At 57.0% G+C, this 19,008-nt stretch carries 11 protein-coding genes and 1 pseudogene; 9 read left to right on the top strand and 3 right to left on the bottom strand.

Features of this window, described 5'->3' with window-relative positions; translation table 11 throughout:
* The first annotated feature begins 1,210 nt into the window (after positions 1 to 1,210).
* The 4 genes from CA85_RS26000 (at position 1,211) to CA85_RS25570 (ending at position 3,310) form a co-directional block, all read left to right on the top strand.
* Positions 1,211 to 1,552, top strand: a complete 342-nt coding sequence (locus CA85_RS26000; protein WP_315852692.1) for a hypothetical protein — start codon at positions 1,211 to 1,213, stop codon at positions 1,550 to 1,552.
* On the top strand, positions 1,509 to 2,531 hold the full coding sequence (locus tag CA85_RS03530) for a reverse transcriptase domain-containing protein (RefSeq protein WP_315852691.1): 1,023 nt from the start codon (positions 1,509 to 1,511) through the stop codon (positions 2,529 to 2,531). The genes CA85_RS26000 and CA85_RS03530 overlap by 44 nt, the downstream gene beginning before the upstream one ends.
* Before the next feature lie 195 nt (positions 2,532 to 2,726).
* A complete protein-coding gene (locus CA85_RS25575) occupies positions 2,727 to 3,077 on the top strand; it encodes a hypothetical protein (RefSeq protein WP_246112458.1) in 351 nt (116 codons plus the stop codon).
* Positions 3,074 to 3,310, top strand: coding sequence for a hypothetical protein (locus tag CA85_RS25570; RefSeq protein WP_246112457.1), 237 nt, complete (start codon positions 3,074 to 3,076; stop codon positions 3,308 to 3,310). The genes CA85_RS25575 and CA85_RS25570 overlap by 4 nt, the downstream gene beginning before the upstream one ends.
* A 462-nt stretch (positions 3,311 to 3,772) precedes the next feature.
* On the opposite strand, the gene CA85_RS03520 is transcribed toward CA85_RS25570, so the two are convergent.
* Complete coding sequence (locus CA85_RS03520) at positions 3,773 to 4,453, bottom strand: YqjF family protein (RefSeq protein WP_146389854.1); 681 nt, start codon at positions 4,451 to 4,453, stop codon at positions 3,773 to 3,775.
* Between the two features lie 81 nt (positions 4,454 to 4,534).
* Complete coding sequence (locus tag CA85_RS03515) at positions 4,535 to 8,815, bottom strand: sulfatase-like hydrolase/transferase (protein WP_146389853.1); 4,281 nt, start codon at positions 8,813 to 8,815, stop codon at positions 4,535 to 4,537.
* A 448-nt stretch (positions 8,816 to 9,263) separates the two neighbouring features.
* On the opposite strand from CA85_RS03515, the gene CA85_RS03510 reads away from it, so the two are divergent.
* Complete coding sequence (locus tag CA85_RS03510) at positions 9,264 to 11,369, top strand: enolase-like domain-containing protein (RefSeq protein WP_146389852.1); 2,106 nt, start codon at positions 9,264 to 9,266, stop codon at positions 11,367 to 11,369.
* Between the two features lie 133 nt (positions 11,370 to 11,502).
* Here CA85_RS03510 and CA85_RS03505 read toward each other — a convergent pair whose 3' ends face one another.
* A complete protein-coding gene (locus tag CA85_RS03505) occupies positions 11,503 to 12,516 on the bottom strand; it encodes a ThuA domain-containing protein (RefSeq protein ID WP_222435388.1) in 1,014 nt (337 codons plus the stop codon).
* Between the two features lie 447 nt (positions 12,517 to 12,963).
* On the opposite strand from CA85_RS03505, the pseudogene CA85_RS03500 reads away from it, so the two are divergent.
* The 4 genes and pseudogenes from CA85_RS03500 to CA85_RS03485 form a co-directional block, all read left to right on the top strand.
* Positions 12,964 to 14,238, top strand: a pseudogene (locus CA85_RS03500) (tagaturonate epimerase family protein); the annotation flags it as partial.
* Between the two features lie 89 nt (positions 14,239 to 14,327).
* Entirely contained in the window at positions 14,328 to 15,473 is a 1,146-nt protein-coding gene (locus CA85_RS03495; RefSeq protein WP_246112456.1) for a glycoside hydrolase family protein, read from the top strand.
* Positions 15,474 to 15,797: 324 nt separating this feature from the next.
* Positions 15,798 to 17,219, top strand: coding sequence for a sulfatase-like hydrolase/transferase (locus tag CA85_RS03490; protein WP_146389850.1), 1,422 nt, complete (start codon positions 15,798 to 15,800; stop codon positions 17,217 to 17,219).
* Positions 17,220 to 17,411: 192 nt separating this feature from the next.
* Positions 17,412 to 18,971, top strand: coding sequence for a sulfatase family protein (locus CA85_RS03485; protein WP_315852690.1), 1,560 nt, complete (start codon positions 17,412 to 17,414; stop codon positions 18,969 to 18,971).
* The last annotated feature ends 37 nt before the right edge of the window (positions 18,972 to 19,008 follow it).

The following is a 19,008-nucleotide window of genomic DNA, read 5'->3' as shown; positions in this document are numbered from 1 at the left end:
TTCAGCAAGCGTGCTGTCCGTTATTTCAAGCCGTGCTTGCGAAACTTGGTTCGCGCCGCAGTCTTTGGTCTCGCCTTCGCAGTGCCGTTGATTCGTTCATCTTTCGCAGCTACTGCGAGATACTCGATGCCATCTTGAGTGACCGGTGTCGGAATCAATTCTTACCGCCATAGAGTCACCCGCTCAGCGAGTCGAACATTGGGGCGTCGGAAACGCAATCCCGGGGGAATGCGACGCTACCGGTGCGCTTCGAGAGTCGCGAAAGTCAGTGTTTTTCCTTTCCGCTGGTTCCAATTTAGTGAAATTGACACGCTCGATGCCGACAATCGCAGCAGCGGCACCGATCACCCCCTCTAAAAACCTACCATCGCAGTTCCCATGCCGTGTACGCACCCAATAGCGGGGTGCCGCCGGGAACTGCTGAACTAAAACGCCTCTACCCGGAAATGGAGCTGCGGTAGAATGCTAGTATCCAATGATCGTTCAAAAATGCGTCCCTGACGAACAAAGGCTCGCCAGGGACCGACAACACCATTGGCGTACCGTCGACCGAGATATCCCTTGCCAAGCCAGCACCTCTGCAGAGCTCGGCTCCGTTTCTCCCGGCAGTGCCAGTCTAACATTGATAATCACATCCCCCAAATAATTCCTTGGATACTGGAGCCATGGAGTGCCGGGATAAAACCGGGTTGGAATAGAGAATGAAAGTTTCTTACGAAGAAGGTTTAGCCAACTACTTCGGCCTCCGGCGGAGGTGCGATGAAGGTAACAACGTCGTGCTGAGCGTCCGTGCAGGGGGAAGCGTAGGCCAGCTAATGAGCTCCGAAATCAGAGATCTCAGGTGCCGACCTTGTCATGGCAAGGGGAAGGCAACATTGAACACGTCGATATCGGCGAGGCGTCGTTCGGACCTGGCGGAGTCGTTGAACCTGTGCATGCGTGGAAAATTCCAAACGCGAGAACCGGGAGATCCCATCGGCACCTCGGACGACTCTGGTCGTCGTGAGGACGAACGGCGAACCGCAAGGGTAAGGCCGTTATGAACGCTGATGGGAAGACTGATGGGTCCGTAGTACCGTCGACGCAGGTGAACAACGCGGGAACTGAACCCGCTGCGGAATCTGTCGAGGAAAGGGACTCAGCCAAGAGGAACGCCGCGCCATCCGACCTCGACCGCCCACCGAAGCGGAACAAGCGAAGGTCACTCGGATTGGCCGGTGTGCGTATGACAGCGAAGGCGCAGCCCGAGCTGAAATTCACGTCGTTGCTGCATCACGTCAACGAGGCACTGCTGTACGAGGCTTTCTTCGAGCTGAAGAAAACCGCGGCGGTGGGAATCGACGAAGTGACATGGCACGACTACGAACAAGGCCTGGAAGATCATATTCCTGATCTTCACGGTCGCATTCACCGTGGAGCCTACCGGGCGAAGCCTTCCAAGAGAATCTACATCGCCAAAGCCGATGGTCGCCTGCGACCGATCGGCATCGCGTCGCTGGAGGACAAGCTTGTCCCAAAAGGCGGTCGTGTGGGTGTTACAGTGCATCTATGAGCAGGATTTCGTCGGGTTCAGTTATGGGTTCCGGCCCGGTCGAAGCCAGCATACGGCGCTTGATGCGTTGAGTGTTGGCGTCGCCGATCGCAAGGTGAACTGGGTGTTGGACGCCGATGTGGAAGGTTTCTTCGATAACATCGACCATGAGTTGTTGGTGCAGTTCTTGGAGCACCGCGTGGCGGACAAGCGGATTCTTCGTCCCATTGGCAAGTGGCTTCGTGCTGGTGTCAGTGACGACGGAGAATGGTCGGAGACGACTGTAGGAACGCCCCAGGGAGCGGTGATTTCGCCGCTGCTTGCCAACGTGTTTCTGCACTATGTCTTTGATTTGTGGATTAATTGGTGGCGTCAAAACCGATCCACCGGGGAAGTCGTCGTGGTTCGGTATGCGGATGACTTTGTGATCGGCTTTGAGCGCAAGAACGACGCGGAGCGGTGCTTGGAGGAACTCCGAGTACGCTTCGAGAAGTTTGGTTTGAAGCTTCACAAAGATAAAACTCGCCTGATTGAATTTGGTCGCTATGCGGCCCGCAATCGAAAGTCACGTGGAGAAGGTCGACCGGAAACGTTTGACTTTCTCGGTTTCACGCATCGCTGCGATGTGACTAGCAATGGCTGGTTCGCACTCCGCAGGGCAACGATCGCGAAGCGTCTGCGGGCGACGATAGCGGCGATCAAGGTGAAGTTAATCCAGCGTCGTCACTGGCCGATTGATGCAATTGGTAAATGGCTGCGTCGGGTGTGTCAGGGGTGGTTGAATTATCATGCCATCCCCGGCAACCTGGAACGGCTAGCGCAGTTCCTCGATGAAGTGAAGAAGCTTTGGCTTGCCCAACTTCGTCGCCGGAGTCAGCGTCACCGTATGGGATGGTCTCGCTTCACGCGGATCATCGCACGTTACCTCCCTCTGCCCAAAACGGTCCACCCATTCCCCAGTGTTCGATTCCACGCCCGACTCAAGGCAGGAGCCGTATGAGTAGAAGCTCGAGTACGGATCTGTGCGGGGGGCGGCTGGCAACAGCCGTCCCTACCGCGATCCTTGAAAACCTCGGGCGCACGCTTCCGCCGGATGAGCCAATTTTCCTTGACTCTTCCGCTCAGATGCGTGCAGATGGAAGCTGTCGTGATAGTTTTGCGGCGCGAATATCTTCGCGTTATCGGAGTCGGTGCGATGCCTCGTCAAGCTCGTGGTGAAGTTCTGGATCCTTCTCAAGTTCAGGTAGTGCACCGCACGCAGAGATGTGTCCGGCGGGTGGGACTCTTCGGTGGCGATCCGCTGACGGGTAATTCTTACGAGCACCGTCGTGGTTGGATTCGCGATCGGCTGGAGTTCTTGGCTTCGGTCTTCGCTATCGACTGCTTGACATCTTCGGTCATGCATAACCACATTCATCTCGCTCTACGCAACCGTCCACTACGACAGAAATTGATCGTGCGTTGCTTAGCGAGCGAAAGGATCGCAGAGGGCCGAGTACCCACGACTGGGAGCGGAGTCGTCGCCGACGGCGTAGCGGCTGGATGAGCCCCATCGAGATTGACGAACAGTCCGATGAAGTCGGTCCCGCACTGGAATTGTCTGGGCGTCGAGCCAGCAGCAAGGGCTTCCTGTCGGTGTCGATGACACGGTACTTGGAACTGCTCGATTGGACGGGCCGTCAGCTGCGCAGCGATAAGTTCGAGAGCATTCCCGAGCATCTGCAACCGATCCTGCAGCGGATTGGTTTGGACACGCACGGTTGGTGCGACGTGGTGTGAAAGTTTGTACGCATCTTCAAGCGAGCGGCGGGTGCGCCCGAGAGTCTTGCCGGTGAAGCGTGTTGTCGCGGTCAAGGCTGGTTCTGTGCTCGAGAGAATCCGCTGGGTCTCTCGTCAGTCTGACTGCAACGCAAACCAGTCACGCTCCAGGTTGTTTTGCGATGTCTGCTGCTCGCTCAGTCGCTGCGCAGCGGTCTTTCTCAAGTCACGGTAGCCAATCAGTCGATTTTGCTGCTGGAGGTCGCAAGTTTTTAGTCAGTCGGATCCGGTGGTGTTCGCTTGCGCTCAAACCACCGGCTATTTTCTATCATCCCTGACGGGATACTTCTGGATGTTGAGCAGCTCGTTGGTTCGTCTAGCACGACACTTATTCCCCCCCTTACTGAGACCACCGCGCGGAACGGGATTTCCAGTGCCCTGATCGGTAGCGGTGTGGAGCATCTTGCGATTGGCATTCGCGAATCAGTCGCGACATTTCCGCACGGGCCATGCTTGCACGTCGACGGGTTTGGCGACCAATAGATGAGGTGCGTCTGGTAGTGTGAGGCCCAGTGGTCGGCACATCGTGTTGGTGCGTTCGGTATAGCTGGCCGGAGCGAGTACCCAGGGTGGATGGTCGATTTCGCCGCGACCAATCATTCCTCGTCGATTGACGCTGTAGAGGCAGTAGCGAGCGGTAAGCCAGTGCTCGAGCGAATCGGGCTGGGCTTGCGCAAACTCGCCTGTTGCCACGTAGCTGGCGTCAAGCCGGGCGGCTGGTTCACCGCGATGAGTGCGGTGGCTGCTGTACTCGACCGTATCGTCCTCGCCCAGCGTGATCGCCATCTTCGCGTCCATGTAGGGCAGGTTGAATGTCGCTCGCGCCGCTCGAACTGCGATTGGGCTGGCTGCATCGAGCGAAAAAAACCATACGCCTGGTTTGCCGTGAACGCTTACGTAGGTGCGGACATTCAGTTCGAGAAAGCGACTCAGGCCGCGGATCGGAGGAAGGAGACGCGGTCTAACATTCGACATCGTGAAGGGGACGATGCCCACCCAGGCTTTGCCGCCTCGTGTGTCCAAGGTCACCCCTGCGGGAAGCAGCGATGCGATCTTGTCCGGTTCGACCGGCCAATGGGCGAAGAGGAGATCCGACCAGGTCATTCGCATGATCCAGGGCTGCTGCGGCAGTGGCCACGTGCGATCCGATGTTGGCTGCTCAGTACCTATTTGATCGCACTTTCCTTATCGATACTCAAATTGGACCGTCGCGATCGTATCGGCATCGCTGACCGCTCGTACCCAACAGGCTGAGAAACCGTCGGGGAACTCGTGTTGAATCGATTCGCCTTCGGGGACACGGAAGGATTGGTAGTTCACCCAAAGCCCATTGCCGTCCAGATCGACTTCGAGCGTGATCGTGGCCGCCTCGGTGGCGTCGTGTGACATCACGACGCTTTTCTGGTCGTAGCCTTTGATCAGGTACGGGTCTGAGGGGGCGCCGCTTGCGACTTCGGATTGAAACCAGGGGCCGCCGCGACCCACGGGCTTGCCGAGTTTCCAGAGATCGTCGACGCCGCCGAACCAGAGTCCGGCCTGGTGATCGGCATCACGGAAAATATGCTCGTCCTTTTTCCCATCGGGCCGCACACCACACAGGACGAGTAAGCCATTCCATGAGCAGAAATCGGTGATCTGTTTCGAGTGGCTCGAGACAGGTCGCATCAGATTCCAGGCGGGCGGCGCGCCGTTGGTAACCAGTGGGATCTCATAGAACGTGCCATGAATGTTTGCGAGATGACGTTCGGATTCGACTTCCCGGGATGCTCTTGGCCATCCGGAGGCGAATGGTTTGTCGTAGGCGGCGTCCCCTTTGGGCAACCGGAAGGTTTGTCCTCGATCCTTCAGGATCACCGACGCGTCGTCGACACTGAACTCGGGTTCGGTGTGCAGCTTGTCAGCGAGTGCTGGATCCCGCTGAGTTGGTACAAACTCGAAGCCAGCTTTGGTGAAGTCGAAGAATCGCTTGTCGCTGGTGATGACTCGCAGGTTCCGGTTGCGTTGGGCAGGGTAGACGACAGCTCCGAGAGCATTCGAATCCCCCACGTCGGCCAGCCCCGCGAACAGTTCGGTGGACTCGTCGGTACTACCGTCGCGGTATTCAGCGGTGGTCTGATGCAGGAAAGCGGTGGCGACGCAATCACGGTTGGTTTTCAATCGCAACCAGACAGCATCTAGATCCTTGGGAAGGATCTTGCCAACGTATCCGTTACTCGGCACCTCGATGGTTTCCAGATCGGTCCAGGAACCATTGCCCTTCCGATCGACTTGAAGCGTGAACTGAATCGGCCCGGCATCGTCGCCTTCGTCCGTCGTGGTCGCCTCTGGATTGACGAGGCTCGCCGATCGAAGCGGTGAGACTGCTGCGGTGGCGTCGTCTTGAAACTTCACGAACGCGATATGAGGCAGGCCGTAGGCACCGTCGCTGTGCTCGATATCGTTGCCCGGCACTGTGATCGTTCCCGCAGGAAACTTTTGCGAGAAAACTCGATCGCGTACTTTGTTGCCCCACTTCAACGAGAGGTCGGTCGGCTCCCATGCGGCTGAGAGTGCCGAGTCGCCTCGGCCGTCAACGGCGAGGTAGACGGTTGCTGGACGATCGATGGTGAACTGAAAGCCTTTTGTAGGTTCACGCCAGTTGCCGCGATCAATTGTTACCCGCGGTAGACCGACAAGCCGTTTGGGCAGTTCGGTGATTTCCATCTCGCCAGTCGTCCGGAACGCAACGTCCGCAATCGGTGTCCGCCGTCCAGTGGCGAGGTGCAGAATGCGGCGATCGAAACCGGCAACGAGAAACGGATCGGACGGCGTGTTTGCTGCCACGGCGTCCTCGATCCAGGGCCCGCCGTATCCACTGGCCGGCCCCCATGTCTTCAGGTCATCATATTCGCCGAACCACAGATTGCTCTGGGGTTGCCCAGCGAGTGGATTGCCCTGGATGCTGGTCTCGTCCGTTGCCAGTACGAGTTTGCCGTTCCAATCGCAGAAGTCCGGTACATATCGCAGGTGGCTGCCAATCGGCTTGATTCCTGCCGAGTTGGTGCTGGTGAAAGTTTTGGGGAAGTCAAAAAACATCCCATGCATGTCCATCATCCAGCGACCATCGGTGATCTCTCGAATGCGAGGCCATTCGGTGTACCATCCGTGCTGGGCATCATTGCAATAGGCGGCTTTGGGTAGCAGGTAGGTGTGCCATTTTCCATCATCGAGAACCTTCAAACGAACGCTGCGGCGGTCCCAGCCCATCGTCCAGATCGGATCGTTTCCATCACTGCCGCCGGTGATTCCCTGGGGGCCGGTGACCTCGGTGTACTGTCGCCGCTCGATGATCTTCCAGTCTTTGCCGTCGAACTCTGCCAGCACACCCCGCTCTTCGGGCGTCTTCGCTTCGCCGCCAACGAGCACGTCGTCGTAGTTGCCGACATGGAGTTCTCCGTTATTGGAAACAACGAGTCGTCCCTGAGAGGTGTAGCCGCCTTTGCTATGCCACCCGGGAACAGGCTTCTTGAACAACCGCTTCACCGCGAGAGTGTGGACATTGGCTTCCCAGATAGACCCTTCCATATCGATGTAGTAGACCATGTTCGCCGGATCGGTCAGGTGCCTGGCGATCGCGGTCACGCGGATGGGCATGTCGTTGGGAGAGATCGTTCGCACGTTGCCCTTGTCGTCGATCAAGTGGTGAGCGATCAGGAGTTGATTGGATTCAGCATGAATCATCCGTCCGGCCGGCGTTCCCCCCACACTTTCGGGGTGAACCGTCATCGGTTGTGACAAGTCAGGAGCAATGGAAAACAGCTTGTGTTCGCTGCCACGCGGCATGTGTGGGGCGTAGTTCACCATCCACAATTTGCCAGCCCACGGGACAACCGCTCCGATACCACATTCGTTGTGCCCGGTCTTGTTGTGCGCACCGTTCTGGCTATAGACGCCGTAGGTCGTCAGGTGTGGGTAGACCCCACTGATGTGAATGTCAGTGCGCACGGGTTGGGGTGGATCGGCTGGAGTCGGCTCTTCGCTATCAGCCGCGGAAGCTTGCTGGGGAGACTTGGCGACGTCCCCATCTGAACTGCCTGCGGTGATCGCATTTCGGTGTCGAACCAACGTCTCCTGCAGATGGCTGAGCTGCTTTCGATGATTTGGGTGATCGGCAAGGTTGCGTTTCTCAACCGCGTCCGACTGGAGGTCGTACAGCTCAGGGAACACCTTGCCTGATTCTGCGTCCGTGTTTGTCTCGACATACTTCCAGCGTGCATCGCGGACAGCCCACAGCGGTTGGCTGCCCAGTTGTGGGGTTGGAGCTTCGTAGAGAAAGCTAGTCCGCCAGTCGTCCACATGCCGGCCGGTGACGATCGAGATCAGACTGCGTCCGTGCAGCGAGGCGGGAGCAGACAATCCGGCCAGTTCGTAGATCGTCGCCGTCAGATCGATGTTCAGCACAAGTTCGTCTGAGACCAAGGCCGATGTCTTGGGGCCGGCGATCGCCATCGGAACTCGCATCGATTCTTCGTAGGGCAACACCTTGCTCGTGAGTCCGTGCTCGCCTAAGAACCAACCGTTGTCTCCCATGAAAATGACCCACGTGTTCTCGCGCAACCCTTGGCGATCCAACCTGTCGAGAACGCGACCCACCGCGGCATCCATTTGCTCAACGCTGGCGTAGTAGTCGCGGGCATGTTCACGAATCGCGTCGGGATCCTTGTAGCCGTACTTGACCGCCTGTGAGCGATTGCGAGATGTCTTGAGGTACTCCGGTTTTCCCGCGAGATCGTCATCCCAGGTTTCCGGCAACGGCATCTCCTCGGTCTTGTAATTCGCAAGATACTCCTGCTTCGCAGGCCAAGTGTGCTTGCTGTCCATGTGGGGAACCTGGGTACACATCCACAGGACAAACGGTTTCCCAGCCTGGAGGGATTGATCGATGAAGCGAATCGATTCGTCTGCAGCGACATCGTCAACGAATCCCGGCATCTCTTTCTGCTGGCCGTCGATGGTGAACTTGCGGTCGTACCACGTGCCGTTGCCCCAGCACGTAGACGCAAAATCGAATCCGCAGTCCGCCGGGCTCGTTTTTAAATGCCATTTGCCGGTGACTCCGGTCGCGTAGCCTACCGTCCGGAGTGCCTGCGCGAACGTTGTTTCTCCGTCGTTGAGCGGAACGTTACCATAAGCGGTTACGCCATTGGCGCTGCCGTATCGCCCGGTTAAACAGGCCGCTCGACTGGGCGAGCAGATCGCCAGTGTGACAAAGGCATTGCAAAACCGAGTGCCGCGATCGGCGATCCGATCGAGGTTTGGCGTTTGGATCTGCGGGTTGCCCATGGCGCCGCAGCTGTCCCAGCGGTGATCGTCGGTCAGGACAAAGACAATGTTCGGTTGGCTAACATGCTGCCTGGGGGTCAGTTCAGTGGCGGGAGCGACGTTGCCGAGCAACATCACGAGGCAGATTACGCGACAAATCAACATTTTGGTACTCAAGTTAGCGATCACTTCGAATAAGGCAACAACCCGACACAGCCAATATAACCGGTTCATCCGACGGAAGCGTGCGCAGAGCACAGCGGGAGGTTTTTTGAGGCATGGCTCTCGTATCCAATGATCGTTCAAAAATGCGTCCCTGACGAACAAACGCTCGCCAGGGACCGACAACACCATTGGCGTACCGCTTTTGCAGGGAAACGCTGGCGACCGAGATATCCCTTGCCAAGCCAGCACCTCTGCAGAGCTCGGCTCCGTTTCTCCCGGCAGTGCCAGTCTAACATTGATAATCACATCCCTCAAATCAATCCTTGGATACGGGAGCCATGCCTTGAAAACCTCGGGCGCACGCTTCCGTCGGATGAGCCACCTTTTTCTCTTACGAGCTTTTTTCGCTAGCTCGACACAACCGCGAGTTCAATAGATGATCAACGACATGAACAACCGTCTCATGACCCTCCCGGGGAAATTGTTTGCTCAGCTGTTTCTAATCCCGTTTTCGGTGCTTGGCTTTGCAACGGCGGGTGTGACGCAGGACGTCTCGGTTCGTAATCCGCTCGCGAAACCCGTGCTGGGAGAAACATTCCCCAAAGCCGGTTTCATCTTTCGCGGCGAGAACCGAAAGGCAGCGGGCGGCGACTACGAACAGTGGCACGACGATATTGTTGGGAACGTCGGTATCATCCGCAAGTTTGTTCGAGAAGAACTCGACCACCCGCAGCGGATGGACGAGGCCCGGTTGAGCGATTACTTGAAACGCTACGCTAGCGAACATCCCGACGAACTCTTTTTGCTGCATTTCAATGGGCGCGCCAAGTTATTCGACTTTCACGAGGATCAGTTCTTCGCGGGGCATTACTTGCAATACGCCGGCGTCCAATGCCAATCCAACATCGTTCCCCGGCAAACGGTAATCGAACTTCCGTCGACAAAGCGATTCTTTCTTCAAAAACCGTTCGGTTCGCGCGAGCCCAGCGACGAAGATTCGATCGTGATCCTGGTCGAGCGAGATCGCCATGGCGTCATCGACTGGGAGCATCATGAGTTCGCGTACCTCACCGCGATCGACGAGCGTAAAAATACGATCACGCTCAAACGCGGAGCCCACGGCACCCAGCCCCGTGGATATGAGAAGAATGGGTGCTACATCGCCCAGATCCAGCAGTATCGCGATCGCATGATGATCAACTTTTCTCTGGACTGTCCGCAGAGTCCCGAGGGCAAGACGGCCGCGGATGTTTACCTGGACCTGTTCCAGAATTGGTTTAGCCAGGGAGGTTCGTTGGAAGCAATCGATGGGATTGCCTTCGACGTTGTCTACTGGGACTTGAATCAGAAGGCTGACACGAATGTGGACGGAGTCGCCGATGGCGGCATTGTCGATGGCGAACCGAGATGGGCTCGTGGAGCTTACGAGTTTGCGAAATCGATTCGCGAGCGTTTCGGTGATGATTTCGTAATCACCGCCGACGGCCATCACGAAGAGAACCAGCGTGCGATCGGTATTCTCAGTGGTATCGAATCCGAAGGCCTCGTTCAACACAATGACGGATGGCGTGGGATTTCGCGAACTGTCAATACGCACCGCTATTGGAACACATTCAATACGGCGAAGATCCAGTTCAGCTATATCGCCGCTAAGTTGGTGAATCCAGACGATGCCAAGCATGGCAAGCGACTGCGGCGATTCGCACATGCCATGGCAGCTTGCCTGGGGATCGGCTGCACGATCGGCATCGATGAAGACGTCAAAGGTGTCGAAGAGGAGCACTATTGGCTGGGCAAACCAATTGGTCCGATGAGGAACCTAGCCGAATCGAGTAACGACGTTGTCTATCAGATGCCCGATCGGGTGACCGAGGCCGACGTCCATGCGTGGACCGCTGGCGCTGGGGCGGTGGTGTCCAACCACGATCGCGGCGGAATCAAGATTGGGCCGAGAACAGATCTCTCGACGCAACCCGATGAGACGGCTGGTGTATCGTCGCTGCGTTTTGAGTTAACACTCGATCTTCCCCCCGGCGATCTGTTTCTCGCGTTCGATGCCAAGTCCAGTTCAGCGCTCGCGGGCTTTGAGGGGACCGAAGTGCCGCGGGCAATTTCGTTCGACCTCGATGGGCACCGCCGAGACCCTCGCGTCGGCAAGGCAGCGCTCGATATATTCTCGCTGGTCGGACCACGGGACTATTTCAAGAGTGAATTCTATGTCAGAAACGCTGGCGGCAGGGACGGGAAAAAGAACGTCACGATCCGCTTTGAAGTCGAAGGTGGAGGTGAATTGTTTTTGAAGAACTTGGTCATTCGCAATACACCCGCCGTTTACGTCCGTGAGTTCGAGCACGGTGTGGTGCTGGTGAACCCGAGTCTGGACACCTATTTGTTCGACCTGGAGAAGCAATTTGGCTCGCACACATTCGAGCGGATACAAGCTTCCCCGAGCTCGGACAGCTCCGATGCGGTTCTCAACAACGGTGCCATTGTTGACGACCCGCGAGCATTCGCGGTCGGTCCGGTTTCCGCCCAGTTCCTGAGCAAACAGTGATCAGAAACGTTCCCGAAGAAGAACAAGTGGCGTAAGCTTCTAGCTAGCGTTCGGCAAAAATCGAAAGCTGGAAGTTCACGCCACGTTGAAACTCGTCGGTTGTTCAATCGGCTGTTAAGTTTGTTGGGAGCACCTACTTCGGCTGCTTCTCTTTCAGCTCGAAGGGGCGGCTCGAGGGTGATTCCGCGGTCGGGAAGTCCTCGGGCACGGGGAGACTGACGGTGCCGGTTGCCGCCCATTGGCAGCCGCGAGTCAGCGTGACGATGAACCCGACGCCTTCGCACGAATACGAGTCATGACCGAGCGTGGTGTGAAAGACACGTCCCTTGCCGTAATCGATCGCCATGAGGGTTGGTTCATGACGATCCGTCGGAGCTCTTCCCGATTGGTCTTTGCCGGTTGCCAGGATGGTCATGTTCTCAGCCGGCCCGCGAAGTTTCGCATAGCATTCATCTTTGGCCGTCAGCCACTGCTGAGGCAGTCCGGCGGTGATGGGATGGTCCGAATCGCGAACGGTGATGAGAATGTTGTTTTGCGGGCCGTGTGATCCAACCCCGCCCGGCGAATCATCCCGCTTGAGATCACCTTCGTTGGTGTAGTAGACGTATTCGCCGGAGTCCTGGTTGCGGCCTCCCCAGCCGCCGAGACCGATCATTTTGTTGTACTCGGCCCACTGCCCAAACGAGTTGTCCGCTGCGTGTACCGAAACAAAACCGCCACCGTCTCGCATGTAGGTCTCCAACGCCCGCTGGGTCGCTTCGGGCCAATCGGCAGCGTTATTGCCGAAATTAGAAATAATGACATCGTATTGATCAAAGGGCGGCGAGAACTCTGGATCGCGTTTCGGTTTTGGCAGGTTCTGCGTCGGGCCGGCACCCGCCAGCGGCAGGAATTGCTTCTCCCGCTGCCCGTTCCAAGTGAATTGCGTTCGGACGACATCGACGTGGAAGAGGCCAGTGTCTTCCAGGTACTGGCGAATCATGATCGTCGACTTCGGCCAAACCTGATGGTTGTTTTGGCCATCAACAATCAGTGCGTTCAGTTTCGGCTGGGGTGATTGCCCATTGACCGTTGCAAAGCACATCAAGCTAAAGCAGCAGACGAGCGTCAGACCAGCAATCGGTGCGGTCCCTGAGCGAATATTCATATCGTTTTTCCATTGGGCAAGCGGTCGTCTCGACTGCGACAAGCATCCTCGTGTGCCAACGACCGGGACTGGCCACGATAGGGAGACGTCGGTCACGCCAACGTGTCCGCGATTGTACTCGCGCGGTGTCTCGCAAACCAGCGTCTGACCAGAGAAGGGAACGGCAACCTGCTCCCTCCCTAGGGTTCGTTGGGAGGGGTGGCCGAGCAGATCGTGGATGCCGAGAAGGATTCTCAGCGACAACGGCTAACCAACCGAAACAACTTTCACGACACGCATAGATGAGCCCTCAATTAGCAGGCTGCAGGTTGAGGCAAAGGCGTCGGTTGTCGTGTGATTGACGGGAAACGAAGGTGGGATTGACGGTCATCTGCACAAGTTAAGAAAAGACATGCCAGGTTCAGATTTGGCTATGGAGCAAAGCCGCTCGACACACACAATGTTAGAAAACAACTAACAAAAAAGGCGAGCAAAATGCAACTTGAGCAACTGACCTTCGGTGTGGGCGACCGTTTCGCCCACCAAGCCGCGGCGCAATTACGCGCATTCCAGAAAGCGGAGGATCTGGGCGTGGACGTCGTCCCAGTTTGGAACAAGTCCAATCGGGAGCACCAGTTTGTCGGCTCCCAACCCGCAAGCGTCAAAGCGGCGGCCCATGTTGCCGTCGAGGAACTCGGGTGGGGGAAGAGCTGGTACGTCGATGCGGATCACATTCAGCTGGCAACCGTCGATCCATTTCTAGATTGCAGCGACTTCTTTACGATCGATGTTGCTGACTTCATCGGGAACGCAATCACCGACGATGAAATCAACTCTTTCGTCGATTCCCACACCGAATTGCTCGGTGAGCTTGAGCTACCGAGTACGCAAACGGCCTATTCGGTCGACCGTGAGTTCGTGACTCGTGTCGCCCGGCAATATCTCGGTGCGTGCAAGGCGGCCGGAGAGATCTATCGCTACATTGCCAGTGTGAAGGGAGAAGACAATTTTGTCGCCGAGGTTTCCATGGATGAAACCGATTCTCCGCAAACACCACCCGAGCTGATGGTGATCCTCGCGGCGCTGGCGGACGAAAAGATTCGCTTGCAGACGATTGCGCCGAAGTTCACCGGACGTTTCAACAAGGGCGTGGATTATGTGGGCGACATCGACCAGTTCGATCGTGAATTTAACGAGGACGTGGCAGTCATCGCCGAAGCGGTCAAGCGATACGGTTTGCCGGAGAATTTGAAGCTCAGCGTCCACAGTGGCAGCGACAAATTCAGTATCTATCCAGTCATCCGCAAGGCGATTCAAGATAAGGGCATCGGCATTCATTTGAAGACTGCCGGGACAACCTGGCTGGAAGAGTTGATCGGTTTATCCGAAGCGGGCGGTGACGGTCTCGAACTTGCCAAAGAGATCTACGCTTACTCACTCCAACACATCGACGAGCTATGTGCTCCGTACGCCAGCGTGATCGACATCGATCCATCGGCGCTGCCATCGGTTCAGGAAGTCGGCGATTGGGACGGAGCGAAGCTGGCGGCGACACTGCGGCACATTCCCAGCGATCCACACTTCAACGCGAATGTTCGTCAGCTTCTCCACGTCGCTTTCAAAGTCGCTGCGAAATCGGGCGAGCGATACCTCGACCTGTTGAAAGCGAATGAAAAAATCGTCGGCGAGCAAGTGACTCGAAACCTGGTAGAGCGTCACATGAAGCCGTTATTCATTGGATAGAAGAATCACGTGAACGTTGCAAACACTCCCCACTCGGCCATTCGGCAACACCGGTTTTGACCACCGAGTGAAAAGGACTACAAGTCAAAATGATATCTGAAAGATTGCCCGCAATCGCGATTGTCCTTGCCGTCAGCATGGGATGTCTCGGGGCAGCGGCGGCGATGGGAGACGATCCTGCGCAGAGCAAGTCAGAGGAGAAATCTCAAGGACCGCCATCCAGCCTGAACTTTCGATCGATGGTCTCGCCGGTTCCCGGTTCGGCTAAATTCATTGACGAAAACTACTACATCTGGGGCGGCAGCATGGTCCGCGACAGCGAGGGCAAATGTCACTTGCTCTATAGCCGTTGGCCCCGCAAACTCGGCCACAACGCTTGGGTGACGCATTCGGAGATCGCTCACGCCGTCGCCAATGACCCGTTGGGCCCCTACGAGCACGTCGATGTGGCATTGCCAGTTCGCGGCGCGGAATTTTGGGATGGAATGTGTACACACAATCCGACCGTCCACGAATTTGATGGCAAGTACTACCTGTATTACATGGGGAATTATGGGGATGGACATGCGACGGTGAAGCTCAACTCGATTCACCGCAACCACCAACGCATCGGAGTCGCCGTCGCCGACCATCCTGCTGGCCCTTGGAAACGATTCAATAAACCGTTGATCGATGTCACACCGACGCCTGGTGCGCACGATGAATTGATGACCAGCAACCCGTCGATCCTGCGTCGATCCGACGGCACGTATGTCCTGATTTACAAAGCTGTCGGCACCCAGGGGCGGATGCCTTTCGGGGGACCTGTCGTGCATTTGGCGGCGACCTCACGATCACCGCTTGGCCCCTTCGAAAAACAGAATAAGCCCCTGTTCACTGCCCCCGGCGTCAAGTTCCCCGCTGAGGATCCCTATGTCTGGGCAGAAGGTGATCGATGCTGGGCGATCGTGAATGATCACAACGGTCACTTCAACGGCACCGGTGAGGATTCCCTGGCTCTGTTCACGTCCACCGACGGACTGGATTGGAAAGTCGCCGAGCACCCCTGGGTACTGCAGCGAATTGTTACCTGGGCCGATGGCAGCGAGCAGTCATTCCATCGTCTCGAGCGCCCGCAACTCTGGCTGGAAAATGGACTGCCGAAAGTCTTGTTCTGCGCGGCCGAGCCAACCCAGCAGAAGGCACATTCCTTCAACGTTCACATTCCCCTCGCACCACCGACCGACTCCCCCTGAATCCACGCGTCGCGATCGCGATGAGCATGCCGGCCGTTGCCGCGTTTGCACCGTTTGCAACCAGGTGGTGAGCTGCTGAAAGTCTTAGCATCATCCTCGTTCACACCGGTGAAATCAGTGCACGTGAACTGCCTATCGATGGATCGTCGGCCGGGAGGAAACCCAGCCAAGGCAAAACGACTAGACTGGCAATTCGTTGAGAAGACGAAACTCGCATGCGTCCGCTTCATTCTGGGTTGCTCGGGATGCTGCGGCCGATGTCCGGTGCTGGCTAGTTTTTTTGTCGTTGTTGTGAACCATCAGAGAGTAGGATTGGAGTTCAAAATGAGATCGAAACAATTTTCCGTGTTGGCGTTTGCTGTGGCCATCGGCATGGCGTGCGCTGACACAGTTTTGCCCGCTGCCGAACGCCCCAATATCATTCTTATTGTCGCCGACGACCTCGGATACAGCGATGTCGGATTCAATGGCTGCAAAGAGATTCCGACACCGAACCTGGACAGGATCGCTGAATCGGGCGCCGTCTTTTCATCCGGTTACGCGTCGCATCCCTATTGCAGTCCCAGTCGAGCGGGGTTGCTAACAGGGCGATACCAGCAACGCTTCGGTCATGAATGCAATCCGCCACTCACCGCAGAGTTCGAGGACGGCGAGGGCACTGGACTGCCGCTTTCCGAACGAACACTAGCGAACGCCCTGCAGGATGCTGGGTACACGACGGGAGCCATCGGCAAATGGCACCTCGGCGATGCGAAGCCTTTTTGGCCCAACCGGCGAGGATTTGACGAATGGTTTGGATTCAGTGCTGGATCGATGAGCTATTGGGGTGACCTGGGTAGGAAACCGATTCATTTTGGCGTTCATCGAGGCGACGACCCCATCGACAAGGAATCATTGACCCATCTCACCGACGACTTCTCCGCCGAAGCTGTCTCGTTCGTTCAACGGCAGCATGAAAACCCCTTCTTTCTTTACCTGGCGTACAACGCTCCGCATGCGCCGGATCACGCGACGAGACAACACTTGGCGAGAACCGAGCACATCGAATACGGTGGCCGCGCTGTCTATGGCGCAATGGTCGCGGCGATGGATGAGGGCATCGGGCGAGTGATGCAGAAACTCGCCGAGGTCGGAGCGGATGAGAATACTCTCGTTATCTTCTACAGTGACAACGGTGGCCGCCGGGAACATGCAGTGAACTTTCCCTATCGTGGGCACAAGGGGATGTTGTTCGAGGGAGGCATCCGCGTGCCCTTTGTGATGAAATGGCCAGCACGAATCCCGTCAGGCGTTACGATCGACTCGCCCGTCTCGGCGCTCGACATCTTTCCCACTGCGGTATCGGCCGCTGGCGCCTCTTCGGAATCGACCGAGCGACTCGATGGAGTCGACTTGATTCCAATGCTCACTAGCAACGAGCGAACCCAAGATCCGAGAACACTGTTTTGGCGTTATGCGATGGGCGACGAGCAGTACGGGTACGCGGTTCGCGAGGGAGACATGAAGCTGGTGAAGAGTGCGTACAAGGACCACACCTTTCTGTTCGATCTGGCGACAGACCCCTGGGAAAGGAATGACATTTCCGCCGAGCACCCCGATACCGTCGAGCGTTTAGAGCAAAGGCTCGCGCAGTGGGACGAAGGAAACGTGGCTCCGAAGTGGCCCGACGCTCATGGTCGAAACGTGCGAAGTGAGGAAGCGACTCGGCAGAAATACATCGATGCGGCGTCTCGTGGGCAGAAGTAACCACCGAACCATCGCTTGCCGCGCGCGAAGAGCCAGGCCACGGACAACCTCATAGACACCGGCAATTGCAACGCTTCGAGAGGCCGGGCGAGCCGTTTTTGTTGGCATGTTGTGCTGAACCCTGCCATAATGCTGGCTCCTCCGGCGAATCTGTACTTCGTTGGATAACAAGTGAATCCAATGAGTGAGAACGTGAAAATTTCAAGGTTGTTTCAATCGGCTTTTCTCCTCATCGCGATCCTGTCGGTGAGTCTGACAGGGGCTGCCGAGCCACTGCCGAACGTCATCATCATCTATACCGATGACCAGGGCTATGGTGACGTCAGCGCGATGAATCCTGACGCGAAATTTCAGACACCGAACCTCGATCGTCTGGCTCGCGAGGGGGTCATGTTCACCCGCGGCCATAGTGCCGATTCGGTTTGCACGCCGTCACGCTATGGACTGTTGACGGGCCGCTACCCCTGGCGAACCCACCTCAAACAGGGTGTTTTTGGGGCGGAAGCTGAGTGTTTGATCGACGACGGTCGGCTCACCATCGCTTCGCTGCTCAAGGAACAGGGATATCACACCGCGATGGTGGGCAAATGGCATCTCGGGATGGACTTCCCAGGCACCAAGCAGAACCGGGATTGGTCCCAGCCCACAGTCAACATGCCTCTCGATAAAGGTTTCGACTACTACTACGGCATCCCCGCTTCGATGAACTACGGGGTGTTGGCGTGGTTCGAAGGGCGTTATGCGGCGGTACCACCAACGCAGTTGACAAGCAAAAAGAAGAACGCTCGCCATAGTGACTATCGCATCATGCCGCCCTACGACGATCGTGGTGCGCGCGACCTCTCCAAGAACGGGGTTCTCGAGGTGGCTCCGGACTTCATCGATAACCAATGCCTCACGCGATTCACCGACGAAGCGATCGAGTGGATGGGTGGAAAGGTGGACGACGCCAAAGACGGAAAGCCATTCCTCGTCTATCTGCCGTACACCGCGCCGCACTACCCCGTCTGTCCACTGCCTGAGTTTCACGGTCAGGGTGACGCGGGTGCGTATGGAGAGTTTGTGATTGAAACCGATCACCATGTCGGCCGGATCTTGCGATTTCTTCAGCGGGCAGGGATCGACGAAAACACATTGATCGTGTTCACCAGCGATAATGGCCCGGAAAACTCGTGGAAGCAGCGGATTCAATCGCACGGCCACGATAGCAGGGGCGGACTGCGCGGGGGCAAACGCTCCGTCTACGAAGGCGGCCACCGGGTACCGTTCCTGGTGCGCTGGCCTGCCGGCATTGTGCAGCCTGGCCGCCAGTCCGACCGAATCGTCGGGCAAGTCGATCTGTTAGCAACGATCGGTGAATTGGTCGGCGTGGATCTTCCTGAGGATGCGGGCGAAGACAGCCAGAGTTTCGCAGCGGTACTGACGGACCCCGATTCCGTGTCCCAGCGATTGCCGCTGATCACACATGGCAACGGTGGCGGTCAGCATCGCTATGCGGTCACCGACGGTGATTGGAAACTCGTTCTGGGCGGTAACACTGACGCGCATGAACTCTATCATCTCGGGCGGGATCGAGCTGAAACGCGAAACGTCGCAGCCGAGTACCCGGACAAGGTCCAGGCGTTGATTGAGAGTATCAACCGCATCGTCACCCAGGGCCGGACGACGCCGGGCGAGAAGCAATCCAACGACACGGAATACTGGAAGGATCTCATCTGGATGTCTCCGTCGGAGTACGCGCAAGAGAACTAAGCAGCCTTCTCGAACTGGCAGGGATCCTTTGCAGGCT

The organism is Allorhodopirellula solitaria, assembly GCF_007859855.1.
GTDB classification, from domain to species: Bacteria; Planctomycetota; Planctomycetia; order Pirellulales; family Pirellulaceae; genus Rhodopirellula; species Rhodopirellula solitaria.
Note: the sequence above shows the minus strand (reverse complement) of the source record. Positions and strands in the feature narration are given on the sequence as shown.